Below are 24,424 nucleotides of genomic sequence, written 5' to 3'. Positions count from 1 at the left end.
TTTAATCGAAAGCAGCTTTATATTAAATTGATTTCATACCGTTCTGCGTGTATCTTCTACCCATATCCCCACAATAACCAAGGAGAATGCCATGGATAAGCTACTCGCGTCTGCACTAGAAATTAAGCAGCGAACTATGGTGACTGGCTTTTTTGCTAGAAATGGATTCAAAATCGCTATGACCGATTTTGATGATGTCACTTTTGAGCGAGAAGGTGTGCAAGTTAACGTGCATTTTGATTTGCAGTCAAACGCAGAGTCTGCATCTATTTTATCCCAAGAGGCTTCTGCCATTCCTGGTTAATTATTTTGTCGTCAATCATACGTAAAGCCGAACACAAACGTTCGGCTTTTTAATATGCGAAAAACGGGATTACAAAAGATGTGGCACAAACCTGCGTTACTGTCACTCATCCAAGTAAACAATCAATAAATCCGCTTCAACCTCATTTGCTACCTTTGGTACCGATGAAAAGAAACGGCTCAATAAATTATGATGATGACCGCAGACAACTAGGTCTATTCCCTCTTTTTTTACGATTCCCGACAATTTGATATGAAGGTCACCGATAACTGCCATCGTCTCGTGTACTGGATATAGGCATTTATCAGCGAGTTCTTGTAGCTCCTTTTGCAACTTTTGTTCTTCTTTCGGCTCCATGATCACACGATCAACATCCACATAAACGAATGAAAGTTTGGCGTTCGAGTTCTTTGCTTGAGTTATTGCTTTTTCGATAACGACTTGGCTAGATTGAGATAAATCAACAGCGACTAAAACGTGCTTGTAACTCATTCTTTCTCTCCTAGTTAGTTTTCATGTGCTTATAGTAAGTCTAGTTCACTAAGAGCGAATGCAATGTCTAAACTCATATTTCATGAAAATATGGGAGTTTGATATAAGAATGTGGAAACAGCCGAGCGATCAGCTATCTAATAGCCATTGAAGGCTCGTGAAGTCAACTAGTGACTTAGGAACCGGTTATTGATATGTGGCCCATTTTGTTCTCCCTCCTTAGGATGTACATAACTATGTAACTAACGCAAACAAACCCACGCTACACTGTCACTACGCTTCTAAATCCTGTCAATTTCTATTGCAGCTTGTTTTATATTCCTAATTACAACGTCGCCTAGTTTAGTAAAACCACTTGGCAATAAGTAATTTCTTCGTGTAATCCATCGATCAAGATTAAGAGCTATTTTCATAGACAACACTGAATTAAAGACAAGATTTAGAGTTAAAACAGAGTCCAACACTCCTATGTTCAATCTAAAACCGACATACGTCTGCGAGTACTTACTGTCTCTATAAGGTCAACTATATAACTATATTCAGATTTTATTTTCTGTTACAACGTGTCTTTTTTGCCTTTTCAGCATAATCCTCTACTTGAAAAAATACCCAACAAACGCCTTGTAATTTAATTACACAAAAACATGACCGAAATAGAAACACAAGACAAAAAAACCAACGTAAGTTGCTGAATTTATTTATTTTAATTTAAAAATAGCATTTTACCCCATATCCGTTCAAGCCAGAACGCATCAAGGTTAACTTAAACAAGTAAAATTTTACTAACTGCTTAGTACAGAATAGAGGGAGTTGAATAAATTGAATGGTATAGAAATAACGTTACGACGTAACTACGTTAAGGTGTGAAAATATTTGAGGATAATATGAGACCAAAAAAAAACAGGGCCAAAGCCCTGATATGAATTAATTAGTTTTGTTGCTGTTGTTTTTCTGCGTACTCAGATCGAATCTGTTCGGCAACAATTTTGATGGCTTCTGCTGTACTTGTGCCCTTCGCCATCAATTCTTGAATTTTCTCTACAGCTTGTTGTTGCTCTTGGTGAGATAGAGGGGGTAAATCGTCAAACATAAAAAAGCTCCTCATTTTGAGGAGCAGACTATAACGATTCAATTAATAGGTCGCAAGGAAATTAATGGATGCCCCCATTGCGTTCTCGTTCGTGTACTGAGCGGCAATATCTAATTCGATCAACTTAAGTGGAGACAGTCCAATACCTGCAGTAATGGTACCTTCGTCGCTACTTCGAGCTAAGTTTTTCATATAACCCGCTCGCAATGCCAGTTGACGCAAGATATCAAATTCAATACCAGCTCGAATCATTTGCGTATTATCATCGAAGGATGAAAAACGTTTTTCTTCATTAAGATCGTAGTCGACACTCATAGTAAAGTAATCGGCAACAACCCCTGCCCCGACCGTATATACGGGACGCATGCTGTACTCGTATGATTTTATCGTATCACTGCCATACATGAACGATTTTGTTTTAACGTCTCTTCCGATCAAGTTTTTTGCTGAAATACCGAGACGATATGGGCCAAAGAACCAAAGCGCGCCCGCATCCAAGTTAAACATCGTTTCCGCTGTCTCATGTTCACGTAAGTCTTTGGTATCGAAATTCTGAAAACTCGTGGCGTAAGAGTACGTATAAATACGCTGAAGTTTAGGCGTAACACCAAATGAAAGGTGTTGATTCATAAAGTTGGTGTATTTAGCAAGTGATACACCTGCTTCAGCAACACCAATAGAAACACCTTGTACGTAGCTATCGTCTAACGGATTAGTACCTGACGTATCTACTTTTGGTTGTACGAATGATTCAGTGTATAACTTACCGTATGCAGTTGCAGATAAAAATTTATTAGGAATACCTATAGCGACAACGCCACCAAGATCAAAGTCAGTTTTTTTTCCATCTATGGCATTCATCGATTTTTTGATTTCATCGACATCAGTCAATTTGCTGATGCGTTCGATTTCATCGACAAGATCATATTGATCATCGTAGTTGCCACCAAAACTTGGCACGATCATTCCTGCATCATCGTTTCGGCGATAAATTGCAGTAAGTGCGGGGTTGAAAAAAGGAGCAGTCAGATAAGTTGCTGATACCGTACCAACGCCACCCATCGCATCGCTACGAGCTTCTATCGCATAAGTGGCAGCCGAAGCAACGTTTGCGAAAAGTGTGGTGGCAACAGAGGTGGCTAGAATTTTATATTTGGTTTTCATACTACACTTGTGATTTTGGTTCTTCCTGAACCTTTATCGGCACAAATGGTATTTCTTTAACTATTCTTCTTGGGAAAGATCATAGGTTCGGCTAATAGTTTGAGCTTGCTCAACAATTATATCGCCCTGCCAACGACGACTGTTGATACTCACTGCTAGCACGTATCTATCATTTGGGACACCCGCAAGCTCTAGTGAATTGGGATAGTTAGACTCGTAAGTCTTTTTCCACATTTGCTCGTATTGACCATCAATGTAGTCATATAAACCAACTTCAAGTTGCGGTAATGGACAATGGGGATTACGAAGTGCGCTCTTTTCTACTTTCCAATTCTCTTTAGATGTCCAACGAACATATTGCGAAGAATTGGAATCTCCTAATATTACCCAAGTTCGATACTCTTGTTTATCTTTAGAAACAATAGTTAAGTGATACAAGCCTGCTTCAAGCTTACCCGTGAGGTTGTAGCGTTTCGAATAACTACGCTCATTGGCTAATTCTGTACCGCTCGGCTGTTCTTCATAACTGAATGAACTGTCTGCGGATATAGAATCATCCACCCATCGATTAAATGAAATATTTTCGATGTCAGTTGTAGCTCTTAGCTTGATCACTAACCTAAATGTATCTCGCCCAGGGCTTTGGATGGTCTGACGAATAACGTTCACGCCACTTATCCATTCAGGCAGCGTTACACCAGTGAGAGACTTGCCACAGTTTTTAGATAGTGACTGACCAAGAAGGTCATTGAGATGAGGAGTCAAATCTTTACTTGGTTCCGTTTGCCACAGTTCAACAAGAGAGTTGAACATACCGGCAAGATCATCTTCAAGTAAGTGTTGATGTGCCTGCGTTAAAGGCGTGTTAGTTTGAAACCAGTCCATTGCATGGACTGGTTTCACTAACGCTAATGAGAGAACTACGGGGAGTAGTGTTTTCATTATGACTTATGCTTTCATCTTGTAGCCAACACCGCGAAGTGTTTCAATTTCCAGTCCTGGCAGTTTTTGACGAAGCTGCAATACGTGCGTATCCACAGTACGTGTCGTTGGGAAGTGATTGTAACCCCAAACGTGGTCAAGTAGCTCATCACGAGTAAACACGCGACCTAAGTTCGACGCTAAAAATAGCAGTAGATCAAACTCTGTACGAGTTAACGTAATTAGCTCATCTTTATAGGTAACTTCACGAGTTGAACGATCAATTTCTAAGTCTTTTGTGATCACTTTATCAGCGCTGCTTTGCTCTGCTGAATCCGGTGCTCGTAGCTGTGCACGGATTCTCGCAAAGAGTTCCGCTTCAGCAAAAGGCTTCGTTAAGTAGTCGTTCGCGCCGGAATCAAGGCCTGCAACTTTATCTTTTACGGTAACAAGTGCCGTTAGCAAGATAACTGGTACGTCTTTAATCTGTTTCCATTCTGGGAGACATTGTACAGAGTCACCATCTGGGAGTTGGCGATCGAGAATAACCAAGTCAGCTTTTTTCCATTGTGGTTCTACGTCTGCAATACGTTCCACATGTAAACACTCATATCCTGCTTGTTCCAGGCTTACTAACAGGCCATCAGCCAAGTTTTTATCGTCCTCAACGAGAAGCAGTGTCTGTTTCACAAGGTATCTCCAATATAAAGGTTGTAGGTGGTCCCATAAGGGACATTTTTCCGCCCATGCGGCCTACCATAGATTCAACGATTGTTAACCCAAGTCCTAACCCGCTCTTACTGACGAACGGTTTCTTCAAATTTGCCCAATCTTTAGCCGTTAGGCCACCAGCATCTCGGACTTGGAATACTATTTTTTCTTCACTAGTTGAAACATCCAATTCAACAGGTGCAATACCGTACTTAAGCGCATTACGAAGCAAGTTATCGATACAAGTTCCTAACCAGTACACATTAACTTTAGCAGCCACATCTTCATTGATGTTGAAAAGCACGGCACTATCAAATTCTTCTTCGATCTTAAATTCTAACCAGTCTGCGACAGACGGAACCCAGTCTGTTGCAAGCATTTGGTTATCAGATTGCAAATAATCTTTACTCGCTTCTGCCAATTGACGCAAACGACGTGTATCTTCACACAATCTGCGAAACTCGTCATATACGCTTTCAGGTAGATGCTCGAACTCTCGGCGAAAGCCCTCAACCGTCAGTGATAGAGATGCAATCGGTGTTCTGAGCTCATGCGTTAAAATTTGCAACACAAGCATTCTACTACGGAGCTCTTCTCGCTTACTATTCCAGCGGTATACAGCCCAACCAATCACTAGAAGAATATTTGCGATTACCAGTATGATCATACTGATCCGCAAAACTTGTGAGTGATCTTCTACATCCCAACAAATATTGCCTCGTTTAACAAAGCAACTTTTGCTTTGAGACGCTAGAGCGTACGACAGACCCGCATTAGCGACGTTTTCTTCCCAGATATCTTTCTCGAAGACAAAGTAACGGTCACCACGTCGTAACCAAAGTTCGTTACCTTCGATAAACATGCTCGCGCCTGCAATCAAAGCATTAATGGCGTCGTCGTCCATGTTTTTCAAGCTTTCTAACAACTCATCCCCTTCCTCATTGTCACGCTCTTTAATATGCATGTATTGAGCAAGCTTGGGTTTGAGTTCTGGATACTTATCCACATAGCGTGCAGCATAAGTCCCACCACCAGGGTGAATGAGGCCACTACGCGAGAACCAACGTGGTGTCAGTTGCGTCCCTTTACAGATAGCTCTTGTAAATACTAACGGCTCAGTAATTAAAGGACTTAGTGGCAATTTACCACGACAAGTATTCGCTAAGCTGTAAAGCTGTTGTATATCTTTTAACGGATAGTCAGACGTTTGCGGCAGAAGCGAATCTGGCGCAAGTAACTTGGTAGGATAATTTGATTGCAGAATACGAATATCATACGATTTAAGAGCTACTTCATAATTAAATAGCTCTGTAAACGTATCTATTCTTTCTGGTAGTGAATCGGAAAATGCAGGTGCCGAAAAAAGCGGCAATACAGTTGCAAAACCGAGCAAAAACTTTTTAATCAAACTGTTACCGTCACTTGTTACATTAGCCAAAACTATACATCAATCTACAAGCAATTGACATCTGCTAACAGAAGGATTTGCATTACTATAACATTGAAACGGAACAAAAAAGGGCCAGCGATTGCTGACCCTGTATAGTTTTAAATCAAGAATGGTTAGAGTGCTTTAAAAATAGACTCGACACTTTCCTTCGCATCACCAAATAGCATTGATGTATTTTCTTTGAAGAACAGTGGGTTCTGTACACCTGCGTAACCAGTATTCATTGAACGCTTGAATACCACTACATTTTTCGCGTTCCAAACCTCCAGTACAGGCATACCAGCAATCGGGCTGTTCGGATCTTCCAGAGCTGCTGGGTTTACCGTATCGTTAGCGCCGATAACCAGTACTGTATCTGTTTCAGCGAAGTCATCATTGATTTCATCCATTTCAAGAACGATATCATACGGTACTTTCGCTTCAGCAAGTAACACGTTCATATGTCCCGGAAGACGACCTGCTACTGGGTGAATACCAAAGCGAACCTCAATACCTTTTGAACGAAGTACGTCAGTAATTTCATGCACTGGATACTGCGCTTGCGCTACAGCCATACCATATCCTGGAGTGATGATTACTGATTTTGAGTTCTTCAGCATTTCAGCGACTTCTTCTGCCGTTGTTTCGCGGTGTTCGCCCTGCTCTTCGTCACCTGAAATTACAATCTCTTGACCAAAGCCACCAGCAATAACACTGATAAACGAACGGTTCATGGCTTTACACATGATGTAAGAAAGAATCGCACCTGAAGAACCAACCAACGCACCTGTTACGATTAATAGATCATTTGCGAGCATGAAACCTGCTGCTGCTGCTGCCCAACCTGAATATGAGTTCAGCATTGAAACGACAACTGGCATATCAGCACCACCAATTGAAGCAACTAAGTGGTAACCGAACGCGAACGCAATCAGTGTCATCACAATCAGAGCGAACATGCTGCCATCTGCTTTTACGAAGTAGATCATAAGAAGCGTAGAAATCACAACCGCTGCAAGGTTCATTTTGTGCTTGTGAGGAAGGTTAAGCGGCGAAGAAGAAATCACACCACGTAACTTACCAAATGCAACAATTGAACCCGTGAAGGTTACGGCACCAATGAAAACACCCAAGAATACTTCTACAAGGTGGATAACATGTTCAGCATGAGTTGCTGCTTCTGGCGCATCAAGGTAACTGTTGTAGCCAACTAAAACCGCAGCTAAACCTACAAAGCTGTGCAGTATCGCAACCAGTTCTGGCATTTCGGTCATTTCTACTTTCTTCGCATAGAAAATACCGATCGCCCCACCTATCGCCATCGCAATAATTATCCACCCAAAGCCTTGAGCATCAGGGCTGAAGATCGTCGCGATCAGCGCGATCGTCATACCTGCGATACCATAGTAGTTACCATTACGAGCGGACTCTTGCTTTGAAAGCCCCGCCAAACTCATGATGAAAAATAATGCAGCAACAATGTAAGCTGCTTGTACTAATCCTGCAGACATTGTAACTCCTATTTATCTTTGCGGAACATTTCAAGCATACGCTTGGTGACGGTGAAACCACCGAAGATATTGATGCTGGCGATCAATACAGCAATAAAGGATAGGAATGAAACGACCCCATTACCTTGCCCAATTTGCAGTAATGCACCAACCACAATAATGCCGGAGATAGCATTCGTTACCGACATAAGCGGAGTATGAAGTGCATGGGTAACATTCCAAACCACGTAGTAGCCGACAACACAAGCTAAAACAAATACAGTAAAGTGAGAAAGGAACGCTGCCGGCGCAACCGATGCAATCCAAGCAAAAGCACCTACTGCCGCGGCTACACCAATAATCTTCTTCGTTGGAGAGGTCGGTTCTTCTACTTTAGGCTCTGGTTTCGCAGGTTGCTCTTGTTTCACTTGCGGCTGCGCTGAAACCTGGATTGGTGGCGCAGGCCATGTAATTTCACCTTCTTTAACCACGGTGACACCACGGATAACAACATCTTCGAAATCAATATTGATGTTACCGTCTTTTTCTTTACACAGCAGTTTTAGAAGGTTAACAAGGTTTGTCGCGTAAAGTTGAGAAGATTGCGTTGGCAAACGACCGACCATGTCAGTGTAACCAACAATTTTTACGCCGTTATCTGTCATGATAACTTGGTCTTTAACTGTGTATTCACAGTTACCGCCATTAGCAGCTGCCAAGTCAACAATGACACTGCCCGCTTTCATGCTGTCGACCATTTCCTTGGTGATCAGCTTCGGAGCAGGTTTGCCAGGGATTAGTGCCGTTGTAATAATGATATCAACATCTTTAGCTTGCTCTGCATATAACTCTGCCGCTTTTTTGTTGAAGTCATCGGACATTTCTTTTGCGTAGCCGTCACCAGAACCAGAGTCTTCTTGGAAATCCACGGTCAGGAACTCTGCTCCCATGGACTCAACTTGTTCTTTTACTTCTGGGCGAACGTCAAATGCACGAACAATAGCCCCTAGGCTACCCGCAGCACCGATTGCAGCCAAACCAGCCACACCCGCACCAGCGACCAATACTTTCGCTGGTGGTACTTTACCGGCAGCCGTGATTTGACCTGTAAAGAAACGACCAAACTCATGAGCTGCTTCAACAACCGCACGATACCCAGCGATGTTAGCCATCGAAGAGAGCGCGTCTAAGGCTTGTGCACGAGAGATACGAGGAACGGAATCCATGGCAAGAACGTTAATGTTCTTACTTGAAAGTTGTTCCATCAACTCTGCGTTTTGAGCAGGCCAAATAAAGCTAACAAGTGTTGCACTATCTTGTAGTAGTGCGATTTCGTCAATGCCTTGTTCTTCATCTACGATTGGCGCATTAACTTTTAGAATAAGACCAGATGCCCAAACTTCTTCACTAGAAACGATTTTCGCACCAGCAGCTTCATAAGCAGCATCATCGAAACTCGCAAGCACCCCCGCTTGGGATTCAATCGCGATATCGAATCCCAACTTTATTAACTGCTCAACCGACTTCGGCGATGCAGCTACTCGCGATTCACCCGCAAGTATCTCTTTAGGTACACCGATTTGCAAAACGCATACTCCTTGTATACATATCAATAAATTAGTCCCAAAACAGAGCGTAGCTCTACTCTAACTCTTTTTTATTTCTATCTGTTTACCACGCAAGACAATTGCAAACGAAAGATGGTGTTTGGGGCCACCCATTTGCACAATAACACCTTGACTAACAGCCCTGTTATTATTCTGTTTGTATCGAACGCGTCTCATTACTTCAAGTGTTTTGTAATTTAAATACTAAATTTCATTACATATAACGCTAAGTAATGAATGATTGTCGCTCTGAGCACGAAAAATAACAACGCTATGCCTTACTAGACTGAGGTCTAACCAGATCATAATTAAATGCTGACTTAACAAACATTTAAGCTCTAAAAAAGAAAGAGCCATCAGCATATACACTAATGGCTCTTTTTAAGATGATTGGAATCAAGTTGCGGTGAATTGTTAGTCGAAGATTTTATCGCCCATTTGATCGATAAACATTTGAGATTTCTTCAACATAAGTTCATTGGCATCTTGTTCCGAGCCGAGCAAATCTGAACGAATAAATCGATGCGTTTTCACTTCATCGTCGTATTGCTTTTCTATTCGACCAGCAATGCGGTATTGCCCACCCTCTGAAAGGCTCTCTTGGTAAATAAGGAAACCTTTGTACTCAACTGGTTCCACAGTTTTTACTTCAGCAGTCTTTTCACTACCACCAAACAAACGCGAAAAAAATCCCACGGTTCCTCCTTGGGTAAGCTCATCGATAGATTAAGCTTGTATCACTTAATATTGACATTGAGGATTGATTTTTCATACCAGTCCAATTCTTTGTCTTCATCATAACTGGTATGAGTAAAAATTACAGGTACATCATGATCTCGGTTTTTACGCCGGTCTTCTTTCACCATTTCTGCCGCGTTTTTCACCGCGATATCTGCACTTTGCTTAAATTGGGTGAGCTTTTGTTCCGGAAGCGAAGATAAAAAATCAATATCATGACGAATATAGACGGGTTTGAGCTGAATAAGTGCAAGGCACGCGATATCTGCGAGCTGCTCGTTGTCATACTGCTCTACAAACTGAGGCAAACTGAGCACTTGTCCAACAAGTGTTTCCATGTAGTTATGCACATCTGAACTTATCTGCATTGGCAAATCTCCCTTGTTCTATGAAAACAAGTATAGCAACGACTTGTTTATAACAACTTATTGATTGCTCTTAATTTAATCAATCTCTCTCTTTTTGTCGTAATGTCTCCCAAAATACTTGGGAAAATGAGCAAATAGACGTATTCTTGCTAGTTCTCGAAGCATGAAAATCGATAGCAGATTAATATCTATATTGATGAAACGCTTAACCTAACCAATTATATAATCAACTATTTTCAGGCAATTTGTAATAGATGTCCTCATCATCAATGACTTCATCAGGCTTTCGATTCCTTTTCCCATTTATGTTGCTGGGATTAGTGAGTTCGAGCATGAACAACATCATTCAGATGACTCAGTCAAACTGGGGTATTGCCGCAAATTTGCCGTACATACTGTTAGGCTGTGCACTGCTCCTTTGCTATTCATTTAAGCAAGGTCGGGAGTCAATGGTGTGCTTAGCGACGTTACTGGCCTATTTCGTGATACAGCACAGGCTACAAGTTCCACTTCAAAGTGGTACAGCCTTACTTGAGCTGACCATTTTAGCCACGCTACTTCCTGTTTCTTTTCTTGCGGTATTTTTGTTTAGTAAAGACGGTTTCGACTCAAGAGCCATGTTTACTTACCTCTTGATGTTAACGATGTTCGTTCTTTGGTCTTACCTTACGTTAGCGTATTACGTTGAAGGTGGGTTTGAACAATGGACAAGCGGCATTTTATTTATCGTACCTACGGTTTCTAAACTGCCTTTTATTCTAGTTTTATATTGTGTGGGTATTGTCTGCTTCCTCGGAATTCTTGTTTTAAAGAAGAATGAAATCATCCATGCTATGACCTACTCTGCAATGGTGCTGGCGTCCGCGACGTTCATTTTCTTTGATGTGCAATACATATCTAGCACCATGTTTACCCTAACGGGATTGCTTATCATTATTTATGCTGCCTCTGCCAGCCATCAATTGGCTTTCACAGATAGCTTAACGCGGATCCCGAGTAGGCGCGCACTCGACCTTGACTTAAAACACATGGGCAAAAAGTTCACGATCGCAATGCTTGATGTTGACCACTTTAAAAAGTTTAACGATACCTACGGTCACGATACGGGTGATGACGTATTAAAAATGGTCGCTTCGCGTCTAACTAAAACTCCCGGTGGCGCAAAAGTATATCGATTTGGCGGAGAAGAATTTACCATCGTCTTTAAAGGCAAGTACGCAGATGAGTGTAAAGAGTTTTTAGAAGAAGCACGTAAATCCATTGCAGAGTATGAGATGATTTTACGTGATGAAGAATCCCGCCCAGATAACCATAAACAAGGTCAAAAAAAGCGTGGTAACGACAGTTCGAGGAGAAAGTCGGTCTTTGTTACCGCAAGTTTCGGAGCGGCCGACAGCAAAAACGGGCAAGCACCTCAGGACGTGATTAAGTTAGCGGACGAAGCGCTTTACAAAGCGAAAAAAGCTGGACGCAATTGCGTGAGGCTTCATTAATCCCCCAGAGCGAAAGTTAGCCGACTAATCTTGATTAAAGAACAAGACTAAGCTTCCTCCTTTTAACGCACTGCCATAATTGATCGTTAATCCGATCCCGATATTATCTATCCAATCGGAGTCAAATGGTGGTGTCATTAACCATCCAACACTGGCTTCGTAGTAGTGCACAGTATTCATGGGTTTTCTTGTATCACCACCAATATCAACTCGATTGAAGCTCGAATACACTGACTGCACAGTATCTCCAATGTGGGTAAAATCATAAAACACCTTTATTCCATTGACCCAATACCAGCCTTCCGGATTGCCAATATCACCATTATTTGCTTTACCCCAGCCAGTGCCATAAAAATAGTGAGGAGCCGACCAGAGGTACCATTTCCCCCACGATTCATGCTCTAGGTATTTGAGCTTTGTGTTGACTTCTCCAACAACGGCCCAAGCACTGGTGTTTAGGTATACACCTTCTAGAAATGGTTTTAGGTCATTCAGTGCATTACTACGATAACTATAATCGTTTTGATAGTACATTAAGTGTGAGCCGATTGCGCCACTAAGCGTTAGTTTGTCTGTGAGGTGTTTTTCTCCAGCAAACTCAATATATCCGCCCATGACTAACTCTTTACTTTTATCTGGAATCTGTCCTTTTTGGTCTACATACACATCTTGCTCTGTACTTAAGGCATAAACTCGGCCATTTAATAGGTAGTGAGTTTGTATTCCCTCTTGTTCAAACAAATCAAAACTAAATGGTAGCGTTGATACAGCGATCTTCTTTCTGAGATCAACCGAATCTTGAGTACCAATGTCTTCGTTATCTATGTTGAAGTATTCGTTCGGATCGAAATCATGAAATCCTACCGTAAAGACATCGCTATCTGACAGAACGATCCCAATAGCAAAGTTCCTTTCATACTCTTTTTGTATCTGATCTTGAATCGAATTAGCCTTAGAACATAATGAAAAAAGTGACAGTGTAGCTAAGGCGTAACTATTGATAACAGCTTGTTTCAACTTGCATTTACCACCGTATGTGTATTTCTTCCTAAAGATTTTGAGGTATACAACGCTCTATCCACCGTCGCATACAAATCAGACTGCAGCTCTTTTCCCGTTGGTTGAAAAACAAAAACACCTTGTGACACTGTCACCCTATTAGACACACTAGAATACTCATGTGGGTAATCCAGAAAATACATGGCCTCTTGTATACGTTCTGCTTCTCTTTCTGCGGTTTGGGCGTCTGTGCAACCCAGTAACACCACAAACTCTTCTCCGCCATAACGCCCTACGTATTCACCAGAGCGACAAAATGTTGCTTTAAGTTGGTTCGCAATGGCTTGCAAGCAACGATCTCCTTCTATATGACCGTAATTATCATTAAACGGTTTGAAAAAATCGACGTCTAATAAAATCAAAGCCATTGGCATGTTGTGACGGCCATGCCATGCAACCATCGATTCTAACTTATGATCGATATAACGACGGTTATAGAGTTTGGTTAAGCCATCTTCATTCGCTTGCTGGGTCAAAAGTTGATTCACTTTCTCCAATTGAGCTGTCGCTTGTTTAAGCTCTCGTCTCATATGGGCAATACGCTGCATTGCGATAAGCTTAGAGTTCAGTACGAGTTTATCTACGGGTTTAATTAAATAATCATCACCGCCGGCCTCTATGGCTTTTGCAATCATTTCTGGCTCTTCGTGACTGCTCAGGAAAATTATTGGGATCCAATCGGGAAAGGTTTCTCTGATATGAAGAGAGACTTCAAAACCGTTCATATCTGGCATCGATATATCGAGTAATACCAGTTCAGGATCAAAACTCTCGTAGGTGTTTAGTGCTTCTAGCCCACTACCCACCGCTTTTACAATATGTCCAAGTTGCTTAAGACGAATAGCCAACTGCATCCTATCTAGCTGAACATCGTCAACCAGGAGGATTCGCATTGATGTCCCTGTCGGTTGCATAACGCGTTCCATTTCTTATTTTATCTTTATTAAACATATACCATACTCAAAGAGTTGTTGCATTCGACTCATAATTAAGTGCTATATTTTTGTTTAAATATCACGGAATCAATTGTCTATAACGATTACACTGAAAATTGCCCTACCAAAACATGACCAACGAACGTTAGTTCAACAAACTCACGTGTTCTGGTCATCTTGCGGACACATGGGTATAGCTATTTGATGCATTTGGTATTAATATTCCCGCCTTTTTGTAATGAGAGACACACCATGTCAGAAGCAACTAACAGCGAAAGCAAAAAAATCGATCTAGCAACCATTTCTCCTGAACTACGTAAAGTTATTGAGTTTGACGAAGTTCCAGAGCAAATGTTCGAAATGGTTACCTCTATCCATGAAGTGTCTGAAGAAGCAGTGCGTGAGTCTTGGGACGAAATGCCTGCAAGTGCTCAGAACATTCTAGATAACTTCGAGCAATTTCATGCTCTAGTTTCTGTTGGCCAAGCATTTGCTGGTATCAACGTGATGGAAGAATTCCCTACTCTTAATCTGCCAGAAAACATGACAGATGAAGATAAAGAAGAATACCGCGCTCAATTACTTGATAATGTGCTTCACAACTGCGTGAAAGACATGGTTAAGCAACTTAAAAAAGCACGTCGCGACCCACTTCTTAAACGCGAATTCAAAGAAGTGTTCGCAAAATAACGTTTTTCCGACAAAATAAAGGCCGCGTTTGCGGCCTTTTTTGATCATTAAGCGTGCGTAGCTTTAAATGATTAATGCGGCGCTAATGCCACGTCTTTTTGCGTGACACTGACACCTTTAATTTGTGCGAATACACTATCACCTGCCTTTAAGTCGAGATCATCAAGCGCCCAAGGTGTTATTGTTGCCCACAAATAACATCCCTCATCTAGCTTTAGCGATACATTAATACTCTGTTTATCATCAGCCGCGTTAAACACCTCGATTGAATCGACAGTCGCAGGCAGGATATTTCGAATAGAAGTCGCCTTAGGTTGCTCTAGCGTAATAGAAACGTCGTTGGCACGCACTTGTAAGCGAATTGGCGTCTCTGGCTCACCATCAATCTTTTGCACCCATAGTGATGCATTAGGTGCAAGGCTGACACAAGTCAGCGCATAACGCTCATGATGTTCAGCAATTCGGCCTTCAAATAAGCTGCTTTGATCCGAGAAAGACTGCCATGGACGCATCGCATGAGAAGCCCACACATCTTCAAGCTTACCTGAACTCGTAATTTTACCTTGATCGATAATAGCGAGGTGTTGAGCGAGTCTTAAGATCTCCTGCAGGCTATGCGTGACATAGATAATCGGAATATTAACCTTATCCGACAATTCCTCCAGAAATGGCATCACCTCACGTTTTCTCGGCATATCAAGCGACGCAAGTGGTTCATCCATCAAAAGCAAGTTGGGTTTTGATAGTAATGCGCGCGCAATCGCAACACGTTGCTTTTCACCACCAGACAGTGAGATCGGGAAGCGCTTTAGTAACGGTTTGATAGACAAGAGTTCGGTGACTGCATCAAAGTACTCGTCATCTTTTTCTTTAACGCCATACAACAAGTTGCCTTGAACCGAATAGTGAGGAAATAGACGCGAGTCCTGAAACACGTAACCAATGCCGCGCTTGTGTGTTGGTAAGTTGATCCCCATTTCACTATCAAACAAAACGTGATCACCAATCGCAACATGTCCCTGCTTTGGTGCAACTAATCCGCTGATGATATTAATTAACGTGGTTTTTCCCGCACCAGATCGCCCAAACAAAGCGCTAATTCCGTTACAAGGTAACTCAAGTTTAATATCGAAATCAGTATCACCAAGCATTTGTTTAAATTGAACTTTAATCGTCATTACTTCGCACCCAATCGACTTGCCGCTTTGCGATTTAGCCATTCAGAGATCATTAATGTAGACAAAGCTAGCGCGACAGAAATGATACATAGGCGAGCCGCCTGCATTTCCGCACCTGGCGTTTCAATAAAGTTGTACATTGCCAGTGGAATCGTTTGGGTCTCTCCCGGAATGTTAGAGACGAAACTGATAGTCGCCCCGAATTCACCAAGACTACGAGCAAAGGACAGCATCGTCCCAGTAATAATTCCGGGAATGGTCAGTGGTAACGTAATGGTGAGAAAAACTTTTAAAGGAGAAGCGCCTAACGTTGAAGCGGCATGTTCCAGTTTTGGGTCGACGTTCTCTAAACTTAACCGCACAGACCGAACCATCAAAGGCAAGGCCACCACAATACAAGCGACTACTGCTCCTTTCCAATTAAAGCTAAAGACTAGCCCTACATGTTCATAAAGCCACTTGCCAAGAAATCCTTGCCGCCCTAGAGAAACCAACAACAAATAGCCGATAACCACTGGCGGCAATACCAGTGGTAAATGAATTAAGCTATCTAGAATCGATTTACCGAAGAACGTTTTTCGAGAAAGTAGCCAAGCAAGAAAAACACCGAGAGGAATGAGCCAAAGTACTGCGTACGCGCCCACTTTGAGGCTTAACATTAAGGCTTGGTATTCCAGTTCTGTCACGCTTCGTTCCTATGATTGAAAGCCGGTTTATTGCAGAAAGCCATATTGAGCAAAAACGCGTGCGGCTTCGTCCGATTTTAGGTACTGGAAGAACTGCTCGGACTCAATAGAATCATTCACAACCGCAGCCGGATAAACAATAGCCGCATGCGTATCACTCGCGAATTCACCAACAATTTTGACTTTGTCGGTTAACTGCGCATCGGTTTTGTAGACCACGCCTAAAGGTGCTTCCCCACGTTCAACCAACGCCAAAGCTAGGCGCACATTCTTTGCTGGTGCGATTTGAGTTTGGATCTCTTTCCATACACCCAGTGTAGTCAGTGATTCTTTCGCGTACATACCAGCAGGCACTGACGTCGGATTGCCTAACGCAAGGCGATTTCCATGCAATGCCTTTTCCCATGCTGTTGCATCAGAGAAGTTAAATGAGGTTAATTCTGAAGACTGAGGCGCAATCAACACTAAGCTATTGCGCACCAAGCTTGTGACATTGTCACGAGAAATAACGTCTTTATCGACCAAATAATCCATCCATTTAGTATTCGCAGAAATGAATATATCCGCTGGTGCGCCGTTGATAATTTGTCGAGCGATAGAAGAAGAACCACCATAAACGGGAGTGATAGAAACGTCATACTTTTCTTCAAAGTTTTGTGCGATTTCGTCGATCGCATTCGTCATCGAAGACGCCGCATACACTTTGAGGTTCGTAGCTGCGTTAGCTGAAAATGAAATGCTTAATATTGCCGCGAGGCAAGCATGCGTTTTCCATGCTTTCATAGAGAAACTCCAATACAAGGCAAGCGAAAGAACTGGTTATTTGGGTTGAAAGTTCAATCAGTTAATGTGCTATTTAAACAAAAAATCAAGGTTCATATGTTGTTCTATCGCATCTGCAATACGATTAATTCCTTGTTCCTTTAACTCTTCAAAGTCTTGTTGTTTGATTTGAGTGCCGTTTACCCACTCTGACACCAGGCTTAAGACATCTGCCTCATCAAAGAACCCGTGAAGGTAGGTTCCCATGATTTGGCCACACTTGCTGATAGCCCCCTCTGCTTCACCAGTACTCAATGTAAGAGGTTGAATGCCCTGCACTTCACTTTGTCCTACGTGGATTTCATACCCCTTTGCATTGGCTGTTTTGCCATTAAGAGAAAGCTGTGCTTGTGTATTTGTAAGCTGTTTGCTGTTAGTTAGCGTCGTGGTGATGTCTAGTAAGCCAAGCCCTTCGCTTTGACCCGGCTGGCCTTCGACGCCATTTGGATCATCAATCAAGTTTCCAAGCATCTGGTAGCCACCGCAGATACCAATCACTTTTCCACCAAGACGAATATGACGTAAGATATCTTTATCCCACCCTTGGCTTCTTAGATACTCTAAGTCGTCTCTAACTGATTTGGTCCCAGGCAAAATAACAAGATCGGCTTTATCTATTTTCTCGCCTTTGCCTACATAACGTAGATTGATGTCGGGATTCAATCGCAACACATCAAAATCAGTATGATTACTAATCCGGGTTAAAACAGGCACAACGACATTCAGTTTTACCTCAGAGTGCAACTCTTGCTGCGCGGTGATCGCGTCTTCTGCTTCTAAATTCAAACCATGAAGAAAAGGAAGCACGCCGAGTACAGGTTTGCCTGTTTTTTCTTCTAGCCAGTCGAGGCCCGATTGCAATAAACGAATATCACCTCGAAAACGGTTGATAACAAATCCTTTTACTCGCGCTTGTTCAGATTCAGAAAGTAACGCGAGTGTTCCGTACAAATGTGCAAACACACCACCACGATCAATATCAGCAACAATGATCACCGGAACATCAGCGGCCTCCGCAAAACCCATGTTCGCAATATCGCCTTCACGTAAATTGATTTCAGCAGGACTCCCTGCGCCCTCGATCATGATCGAATCAAATTCTTGAGTTAGACGAGAGAAGGAATCTAACACCGTGTCCATCGCAACTTTCTTGTAATCATGGAAACCAGCCGCATCCATATTGGAAATTACCTTGCCCTGCAAAATGATCTGAGCACCTGTATCACTATTGGGTTTAATCAAAACCGGATTCATATGCACGGTTGGCTCAATATTACACGCCTGTGCCTGAACTGCCTGAGCTCGACCTATTTCACCGCCATCTTTGGTTACCGCACTATTTAGTGCCATGTTTTGTGGCTTAAATGGGGCAACGTTTATCCCTTTTCTCGCTAATACACGGCATAAACCTGCCACAAGGACACTTTTTCCGGCATCCGAAGTGGTGCCTTGAACCATTAAAGATGGGATCGCTGATTTCATGAACATTTGTAAGGAATAGAGGAAGATGAACAATCATAACGTCATCGTCCCCACTTACTCAAGCAAATGAATAGAATATGAATGTTGAAATCATCATTGGTTCAAACAAGCTCTGTTTTAATGAACCCATCAAAACAAACCGATGAGGATGTAACATGAAAAAGAATACAATTATCGCAACAATCGCCGCCTTAGTTATTGCTCCTTCTATCGCATTCGCGAAAGATCACGCTAAAAACCAATCAAACTTGCAGTTTAATGGTCCTGTCACTGTGGAAAAATTGGACGCCTTGCTAAACGACTCCAATATGTTTACTGAAAAAGATGTAGTCGTTGAAGGTAACTTATTACGTCAAGTTCGCGCGGATAAGTTTGTCTTTAGCGACGGTTCCGGTGAAGTGATGGTGGAATTCGATGACGATATTCAGCTAAACACTCCGATTGATCACACGACTAAAGTCCGTCTGTTTGGAGAATTTGAAGGCGGAAATAAGCCAGAAATTGAAGTCGAGCAACTGGTGATCATGTAAAACAACCCCCGATTGCTTTGGATATCAGCATGATGTGGTGACCATTACAGCTAAATGGTGACGGCAAGCACTTAAAATGATAGCTTTATCAATCTTGGTCTGCTTTTTGCAGACCATTTTTTTGTTCATTTTAATCATCTTGCCCGGAGACACCATGCTAGGTAAAGCTCTAAAGGTTGCAGCCTTTGGTTTGTGCGCTGTTTTGCCACTTTCCGCACATGCAAATAATTTCAACTACAACACGATGGAATTTCGCATGGGCACTAGCCCTGGTACATTTGGTGGCGAGTTCAATACCTACTTTACGGAAAACACCCACTTCATTGCTCGCGCAGACAGTGAATTCAGCGGAGACTGGGACATTGCTGGTGGTATTGGCTTTAACGGCCCAGCAGGCCAATTTGCAGATATTTATGGCCAAATGTTAGTACACAACATTAAAGAAAACGGCAGTGATAAAGTGGGTGACGAGTGGCGCACTGAGGTGAATATTGGTACTCGTATTTGGTTCATGCAAAATGTTGAGCTACATGCCCGTATCGGTCAAATAATGGATAACGACGATTCCAATACCGTTTATAATTTTGGCGCAAGATTCCACTCTACTCAGCAACTATCACTTGGCGCGGATTTCAAAAATAATGGTGTCTATGGCCAACAAATTGTGATGTCTGCTCGTTTTGCATTTTAATTAAGTAACTAAGCAGTTGCATTAATAAGTGTGTGATTCAATAAAAATGGCCTCCGGTTTCGGAGGCCATTTTTGTTAAGTACCGATTGTTAGCAGGAACTAGTAACAAGGCATTAATTTTTGCCGGATTTTTTAGGTTTATCTTGGACATACTTTTTCGATACATCCACAACGGCGATATCTCTAAAAAAGCTTCGACCAAGTAAAATTGGAAACTTCATATGCCCACGCTCAGCTAACGTAAACTCTGTCTTTTCTTTGTGGTCACCGACGGTAATATACGCTTTTACTACCGCTCGTTTATCCACCTCTTCTGACGATGACTGCTTGATTTTAGCCCAGCGCTCTACAGGTACTTTAAACTCTTTAGTTTCTTTATCGCCCAAGTCGATCTTAAACTGAACCCAATCTTTACCATCACGCTCAAACGGAACAATGTCTGTCGCGCTAATTGATGATGTTGTCGCCCCTGTATCAACCCTAGCTTTGAAGGTTTGATCAATTTCAGGAACGTAAACCCACTCTTCAGAACCAAGAATCAACATGCCGTCTGGTGTCTTTGTCACTTTGGCTGGTTTTGTCGGTTTTGGCTCGGGCTTTTTCTCAGGTTTTACTTCAGGCTTAGGCTCAACCTCAGGCGTTGGATCAACCTCTGGTTTCACTTCTGGCTCTACTTTGACAGGTTCTTCGACCTTCGGCGACTCAGGCTCAACAGGTTCCTGCGTCGTTTGAGTTGACGTACACGCAATTAAACTGCCGCTCATCATAAGCGGCAGAATCAGTTTCCAGTTTTTCATCCACACTCCAATTAAGCTTGAGATACTTTCTTAATTGCGTCCGCTACGTATGGAATATGAGTTTCGGTAAGTCCAGCGATGTTAATTCGACCATCGCCAACACCATAAATGCCATAATCTTCACGCAGTTGCGCCATTTGGTTTTCACTAAAGCCTAGCACAGTAAACATGCCTTTGTGACCCTCAATGAAGTCAAATTGATCGGTATTATGGTTGTTTCTCAATTCGTTACACAAACTTTGACGAAGACTAACCAAACGATGTTGCATTTCACTCAACTCTTGCTTCCAAACGGAAGTCAGGTTGTCATCTTGAAGAATCGTCTTAACCAAAGCCGCTCCATGATCGGGTGGCATCGTGTAAGTAGAACGCGCTAACGTAAGTAACTTGCCTTTTGCGTTGGCCACGTCTTGCATGTTCTTACCAACGACAATCGCCGCACCTGTGCGCTCGCGATATAGGCCAAAGTTCTTCGAACATGATGTCGTAATTAACATCTCTTCAACGTTATCTGCCATGAAGCGAAGCCCTTTTGCGTCTTCCTCTAAGCCATCACCAAAGCCTTGGTAGGCAATATCAACAAATGGCGTGAAACCGTTCTTCTGTGACAATTCCGTAATGGCTTGCCAAGCAGAAAAATCGATATCTGCGCCTGTTGGGTTGTGACAGCAACCATGCAGCAATACAACATCGGAAGGCCCTGCTTTCGCAAGATCATCCATCATTTTTGCTGTGTCTACTTGTTTCGTTTCTGGAGAAAAGTAATGGTAGAACTTAACTTTAAGACCTGCCGCTTCCATCACTGGTTTATGGTTTACGTAGCTAGGGTTTGAAATCCAAACCGTCGTATCTGGCTGTGCGACCTTCATTAGGTCACCTAACATACGCAGCGCACCACTTGCACCTGGCGTTTGAATGGCAGCAACACGATCCATTGCTGACGTTCCCGTCAGTAGCAAATCGATCATGCTTTTATTAAATTCTTCGCAACCCGCAAGACCAACGTAAGATTTAGTTTTTTGAGTTTCAACAACGACATCCTGCGCCATTAGAATGGCTTTCATGATTGGCGTTTCGCCTGCGCTGTTCTTATAGACGCCAATACCAAGGTCAACCTTGTTTGGACGGTCATCGTTACGGTATGCAACGGATAGAGATAAAATAGGATCTAATACGGGAGTTGGGAGATTAGAAAACATGAAAGTCATAACCCTTTGAAATTCAAGTACCGAACCTCACGTTAACACCATCGCAAAAAATGGCGAAATGATTTTTCACTTATTTCATCAATTAGAGAACAAAATTCTGGGTTACGATAAGTTTTGTGCGCTCTATCGGTTATAAAAAGAACGATTCACTCCTCAATATACCAATCCACTCTTCCGTTTTTCCTAAATTCTCTTGGCGTCATGCTCGACCACGCTTTAAAACGTGTACTAAAGTTGGCACTAGTTGGATATCCGACTATCTCTCCAATATGTTGAATCGGCCATTCTGTTGAACGAAGTAACCTAGCAGCGTATTCCATGCGCATACGTGTTAAATGTGCCATCGGGCTTCGACCGAACTGCTTTTGAGTCAGACGGTGCAAATGTGGCTCCGAACATGGATATAAAGCTGCCACTTGCTCGACACTCCAATCCTTATGGAGCTGACGCTGGACAAGATCGAATACGCGCCGAAGCCTCAATTGGCTGCGTGATATCGACTCTGAGGGCGGCATGTTTAACATCAGCTCTAACTGAGCCACGCTATGTGCACCAACCGCACCACCATAATCAATGGGAAGATTAATACTGCGTAACAACGTTTGGATACACGCATACATCACCTCAGGTGCAGATGTGAGCTGGTAACTAATATTACTCTCTATCATTGGCCATGCTCTATCAGGAGTAAGAAAAAGCCATGCGATCTGCCAGGGTTCCTCTTCCATACCAAAACCGTTTTCAACACCTGCAGGCACCGTGATCAACGAGCCAGGCTCCAAATCATATCGACACGCCCCACTTTCTAACCAACCTTTACCGCGCACGGTGTAAAGCAGCATGTGTTTTTTTTGGTTTTTACGATAAACAGAGAAGAAGTCACGACAGGTTGCAATTCCGCACTGCACAATGCCTCTCTCCTCCAATGCCAGTACTCGACTGTGATCAATAAACTCTTGATAGGTTTTTTCTGAAATCGCGTAGCGTTCTTGTTTATCTTCCATGATTTATTGGCTCACATATACACTAGTGGAGAGTTTTACAAAGGTTTTGGATGCCTTTGAAAAATACACCGCCAAATCATAGGGATAAACTACTCGCATTAATCTTTAAGGAGAAATGCGATGCTCTTAACACGCGAATACATCGATAAAGCATTTTGGCAAAAGCTGATTGCGATTGGCCTTCCTGTTTCACTTCAATCCATGCTTTTTGCGTTACTCGGCGTCGTGGATATTTTCATGGTGAGCCAACTCGGCGAATCCGCAACGGCTGCAGTCGGTGTCGGAAACCGCATCTTTTTCTTTAACCTTGCAGTCATTTTCGGTCTTTGCGGTGCAGTAACGGTGCTGGCTTCTCAATATTACGGCTCAGGGAACCTGGCAGGAATCCGCAGAACACTGGCGCAATCTTGGTTTATTTCCATTTTAGTGACGCTGCCGTTTATTGTTCTTTATGCGATTTTTGATAAAGAGATCGTCTCTTTCATGTCAGACGATCCTGAATACGTCGCTTATGCGCGTGATTATCTTGTGATTACGGGCTTTAGCCTCATTGCAACCGCGATAGTGGTGCCGATAGAAGCGGTATTGCGCTCCGTAGGCCAAACCAAACTGGCAACCAACGTCAGTGTCTCGGCTATTGTCGTGAATGTCGTGCTTAATTATGTTTTGATTTTCGGTTTATTCGGCTTCCCTCAATGGGGCGTATTTGGTGCAGCCGTTGGCAGCTTTGTTTCTCGATTTTTCCAAACGGCAGTGTTGATTTACTTTTTCTGTAAACGCTACGCATACCTTATTCCGACCAAGTTCGATTGGGCGCAAGGCCGTTTAAAGCAGTATCGTCAAAAATACTTTAAGGTTTCTCTACCCATGTTGGTCCACGATGCGCTCTGGACTGGTGGGCTGATCGTTTACAGCATCATCTATGGTCAATTGGGCGTTTCAGAACTTGCGATCATCTCATTCTTATCACCGATTGAAGGTGTACTGATTTCAACCTTTATGGGATTTGCGGTCGCTGCATCCGTTCTTCTTGGGAATGATATTGGCGCAAAACATTATGATCGGGTCGAGAAAACAGCGTGGTGGTATGTGTTAACCAGCGCAATCTTAGCCACCTTATTGTTTTTCCTAGTGTGGTTGAGCTCGCCTTTGATTCATCATCTATTAGTACTGAGCCCATTAACCGATGCAGAAATGGCACTCAACGTATGCTTAGTCATGGCGCTGGGTATGATTTTGAGAGTGTTTAACATGGTAGGGATTGGCGGCGTACTAAAGAGCGGCGCAGATATTCGCTACAGCATTTTCATTGATACGTTTGGTCAGTGGGCTATTGGTATTCCCCTTACCTATTACACCGGTATGGTACTCGGGTTGCCTTTGCATTTTGTCTTGATGTCTCTGCTAGCGGAAGAATTTGTGAAAGGCGTACTGACTACTTATCGTATCCAATCTAAACGTTGGATAAATAATATGGTCGAGGATGACCAAACGGTGACAGCGTAACTAGAAATACACTAACGAACTCACACCAA

The 24,424-nt window shown here is 42.6% G+C and carries 25 protein-coding genes; 6 read left to right on the top strand and 19 right to left on the bottom strand.

What is annotated here, in order from left to right:
* Positions 1–91 precede the first annotated feature (91 nt).
* Entirely contained in the window at positions 92–304 is a 213-nt protein-coding gene (locus tag ACZ5ZC_RS07420) for a hypothetical protein (protein WP_012842272.1), read from the top strand.
* A 102-nt stretch (positions 305–406) separates the two neighbouring features.
* Here ACZ5ZC_RS07420 and ACZ5ZC_RS07415 read toward each other — a convergent pair whose 3' ends face one another.
* The 10 genes from ACZ5ZC_RS07415 to ACZ5ZC_RS07370 form a co-directional block, all read right to left on the bottom strand.
* A complete protein-coding gene (locus ACZ5ZC_RS07415) occupies positions 407–796 on the bottom strand; it encodes a universal stress protein (protein ID WP_046875460.1) in 390 nt (129 codons plus the stop codon).
* A 928-nt stretch (positions 797–1,724) separates the two neighbouring features.
* Positions 1,725–1,886 (bottom strand): YoaH family protein, encoded by a 162-nt coding sequence (locus tag ACZ5ZC_RS07410; RefSeq protein ID WP_005394474.1) that lies wholly within the window; start codon positions 1,884–1,886, stop codon positions 1,725–1,727.
* 42 nt (positions 1,887–1,928) lie between these two features.
* Entirely contained in the window at positions 1,929–3,050 is a 1,122-nt protein-coding gene (locus tag ACZ5ZC_RS07405) for a conjugal transfer protein TraF (RefSeq protein WP_047009186.1), read from the bottom strand.
* A 60-nt stretch (positions 3,051–3,110) separates the two neighbouring features.
* Complete coding sequence (locus ACZ5ZC_RS07400) at positions 3,111–3,992, bottom strand: DUF2861 family protein (RefSeq protein ID WP_005394478.1); 882 nt, start codon at positions 3,990–3,992, stop codon at positions 3,111–3,113.
* A gap of 6 nt (positions 3,993–3,998) precedes the next feature.
* The gene (vxrB, locus tag ACZ5ZC_RS07395) at positions 3,999–4,661 is read right to left on the bottom strand and encodes a response regulator transcription factor VxrB (RefSeq protein ID WP_005394480.1); all 663 of its coding nucleotides are present in this window, start codon (positions 4,659–4,661) and stop codon (positions 3,999–4,001) included.
* Positions 4,636–6,090 carry a sensor histidine kinase VxrA gene (gene vxrA, locus ACZ5ZC_RS07390; RefSeq protein WP_005394482.1) on the bottom strand — a complete coding sequence of 485 codons (1,455 nt, stop codon included), beginning with the start codon at positions 6,088–6,090 and terminating at the stop codon, positions 4,636–4,638. The genes vxrB and vxrA overlap by 26 nt, the downstream gene beginning before the upstream one ends.
* A gap of 155 nt (positions 6,091–6,245) precedes the next feature.
* Positions 6,246–7,622 carry a Re/Si-specific NAD(P)(+) transhydrogenase subunit beta gene (gene pntB / locus ACZ5ZC_RS07385; protein ID WP_005394484.1) on the bottom strand — a complete coding sequence of 459 codons (1,377 nt, stop codon included), beginning with the start codon at positions 7,620–7,622 and terminating at the stop codon, positions 6,246–6,248.
* An 8-nt stretch (positions 7,623–7,630) separates the two neighbouring features.
* On the bottom strand, positions 7,631–9,187 hold the full coding sequence (locus ACZ5ZC_RS07380; protein ID WP_395196226.1) for a Re/Si-specific NAD(P)(+) transhydrogenase subunit alpha: 1,557 nt from the start codon (positions 9,185–9,187) through the stop codon (positions 7,631–7,633).
* A gap of 435 nt (positions 9,188–9,622) precedes the next feature.
* Complete coding sequence (locus ACZ5ZC_RS07375) at positions 9,623–9,904, bottom strand: HlyU family transcriptional regulator (protein ID WP_005394488.1); 282 nt, start codon at positions 9,902–9,904, stop codon at positions 9,623–9,625.
* Positions 9,905–9,945: 41 nt separating this feature from the next.
* A complete protein-coding gene (locus ACZ5ZC_RS07370) occupies positions 9,946–10,314 on the bottom strand; it encodes a late competence development ComFB family protein (RefSeq protein ID WP_054867617.1) in 369 nt (122 codons plus the stop codon).
* Between the two features lie 254 nt (positions 10,315–10,568).
* Between ACZ5ZC_RS07370 and ACZ5ZC_RS07365 the strand changes: the two genes are divergently transcribed.
* Positions 10,569–11,807 (top strand): GGDEF domain-containing protein, encoded by a 1,239-nt coding sequence (locus ACZ5ZC_RS07365; protein WP_053808401.1) that lies wholly within the window; start codon positions 10,569–10,571, stop codon positions 11,805–11,807.
* Positions 11,808–11,831: 24 nt separating this feature from the next.
* Here ACZ5ZC_RS07365 and ACZ5ZC_RS07360 read toward each other — a convergent pair whose 3' ends face one another.
* Together ACZ5ZC_RS07360 and ACZ5ZC_RS07355 are read right to left on the bottom strand one after the other, a co-directional pair.
* Positions 11,832–12,824, bottom strand: coding sequence for a Solitary outer membrane autotransporter beta-barrel domain (locus ACZ5ZC_RS07360; protein ID WP_047009190.1), 993 nt, complete (start codon positions 12,822–12,824; stop codon positions 11,832–11,834).
* Positions 12,821–13,780 carry a GGDEF domain-containing response regulator gene (locus tag ACZ5ZC_RS07355; RefSeq protein ID WP_046875455.1) on the bottom strand — a complete coding sequence of 320 codons (960 nt, stop codon included), beginning with the start codon at positions 13,778–13,780 and terminating at the stop codon, positions 12,821–12,823. Before ACZ5ZC_RS07355 ends, ACZ5ZC_RS07360 begins: the two co-directional genes overlap by 4 nt.
* Before the next feature lie 273 nt (positions 13,781–14,053).
* Between ACZ5ZC_RS07355 and ACZ5ZC_RS07350 the strand changes: the two genes are divergently transcribed.
* Entirely contained in the window at positions 14,054–14,491 is a 438-nt protein-coding gene (locus tag ACZ5ZC_RS07350) for a DUF3069 domain-containing protein (RefSeq protein WP_005394495.1), read from the top strand.
* Positions 14,492–14,562: 71 nt separating this feature from the next.
* Here the strand turns inward: ACZ5ZC_RS07350 and modC are convergent, their stop codons facing one another.
* The 4 genes from modC to ACZ5ZC_RS07330 all read right to left on the bottom strand — a co-directional run bounded on the left by modC (position 14,563) and on the right by ACZ5ZC_RS07330 (position 18,659).
* Complete coding sequence (modC, locus tag ACZ5ZC_RS07345; protein WP_268853413.1) at positions 14,563–15,669, bottom strand: molybdenum ABC transporter ATP-binding protein ModC; 1,107 nt, start codon at positions 15,667–15,669, stop codon at positions 14,563–14,565.
* A complete protein-coding gene (modB, locus tag ACZ5ZC_RS07340; protein WP_012842264.1) occupies positions 15,669–16,355 on the bottom strand; it encodes a molybdate ABC transporter permease subunit in 687 nt (228 codons plus the stop codon). The genes modC and modB overlap by 1 nt, the downstream gene beginning before the upstream one ends.
* Before the next feature lie 27 nt (positions 16,356–16,382).
* Positions 16,383–17,138 (bottom strand): molybdate ABC transporter substrate-binding protein, encoded by a 756-nt coding sequence (gene modA, locus ACZ5ZC_RS07335; protein ID WP_012842263.1) that lies wholly within the window; start codon positions 17,136–17,138, stop codon positions 16,383–16,385.
* A 69-nt stretch (positions 17,139–17,207) separates the two neighbouring features.
* On the bottom strand, positions 17,208–18,659 hold the full coding sequence (locus ACZ5ZC_RS07330) for a cobyric acid synthase (RefSeq protein WP_464931561.1): 1,452 nt from the start codon (positions 18,657–18,659) through the stop codon (positions 17,208–17,210).
* A 155-nt stretch (positions 18,660–18,814) separates the two neighbouring features.
* Between ACZ5ZC_RS07330 and ACZ5ZC_RS07325 the strand changes: the two genes are divergently transcribed.
* Together ACZ5ZC_RS07325 and ACZ5ZC_RS07320 are read left to right on the top strand one after the other, a co-directional pair.
* Entirely contained in the window at positions 18,815–19,189 is a 375-nt protein-coding gene (locus tag ACZ5ZC_RS07325; protein WP_005394506.1) for a YgiW/YdeI family stress tolerance OB fold protein, read from the top strand.
* Positions 19,190–19,343: 154 nt separating this feature from the next.
* Complete coding sequence (locus ACZ5ZC_RS07320; protein ID WP_005394515.1) at positions 19,344–19,880, top strand: hypothetical protein; 537 nt, start codon at positions 19,344–19,346, stop codon at positions 19,878–19,880.
* A gap of 113 nt (positions 19,881–19,993) precedes the next feature.
* On the opposite strand, the gene ACZ5ZC_RS07315 is transcribed toward ACZ5ZC_RS07320, so the two are convergent.
* From ACZ5ZC_RS07315 to ACZ5ZC_RS07305, 3 genes are all read right to left on the bottom strand, one after another.
* Complete coding sequence (locus tag ACZ5ZC_RS07315) at positions 19,994–20,677, bottom strand: ATP-dependent zinc protease family protein (protein WP_054867620.1); 684 nt, start codon at positions 20,675–20,677, stop codon at positions 19,994–19,996.
* Positions 20,678–20,688: 11 nt separating this feature from the next.
* The gene (locus ACZ5ZC_RS07310) at positions 20,689–21,876 is read right to left on the bottom strand and encodes an amino acid aminotransferase (protein WP_054867621.1); all 1,188 of its coding nucleotides are present in this window, start codon (positions 21,874–21,876) and stop codon (positions 20,689–20,691) included.
* Between the two features lie 155 nt (positions 21,877–22,031).
* On the bottom strand, positions 22,032–22,889 hold the full coding sequence (locus ACZ5ZC_RS07305) for an AraC family transcriptional regulator (protein ID WP_053808398.1): 858 nt from the start codon (positions 22,887–22,889) through the stop codon (positions 22,032–22,034).
* Positions 22,890–23,009: 120 nt separating this feature from the next.
* Here ACZ5ZC_RS07305 and ACZ5ZC_RS07300 point away from each other — a divergent pair, with 120 nt between their 5' ends.
* Entirely contained in the window at positions 23,010–24,395 is a 1,386-nt protein-coding gene (locus ACZ5ZC_RS07300; protein ID WP_464931560.1) for an MATE family efflux transporter, read from the top strand.
* Positions 24,396–24,424: the final 29 nt, after the last annotated feature.

The organism is Vibrio sp. JCM 18905 (genome assembly GCF_055393305.1).
The sequence above is the reverse complement of the archived record's forward strand: the minus strand, read 5'-3'. Positions and strand labels throughout refer to the sequence as shown.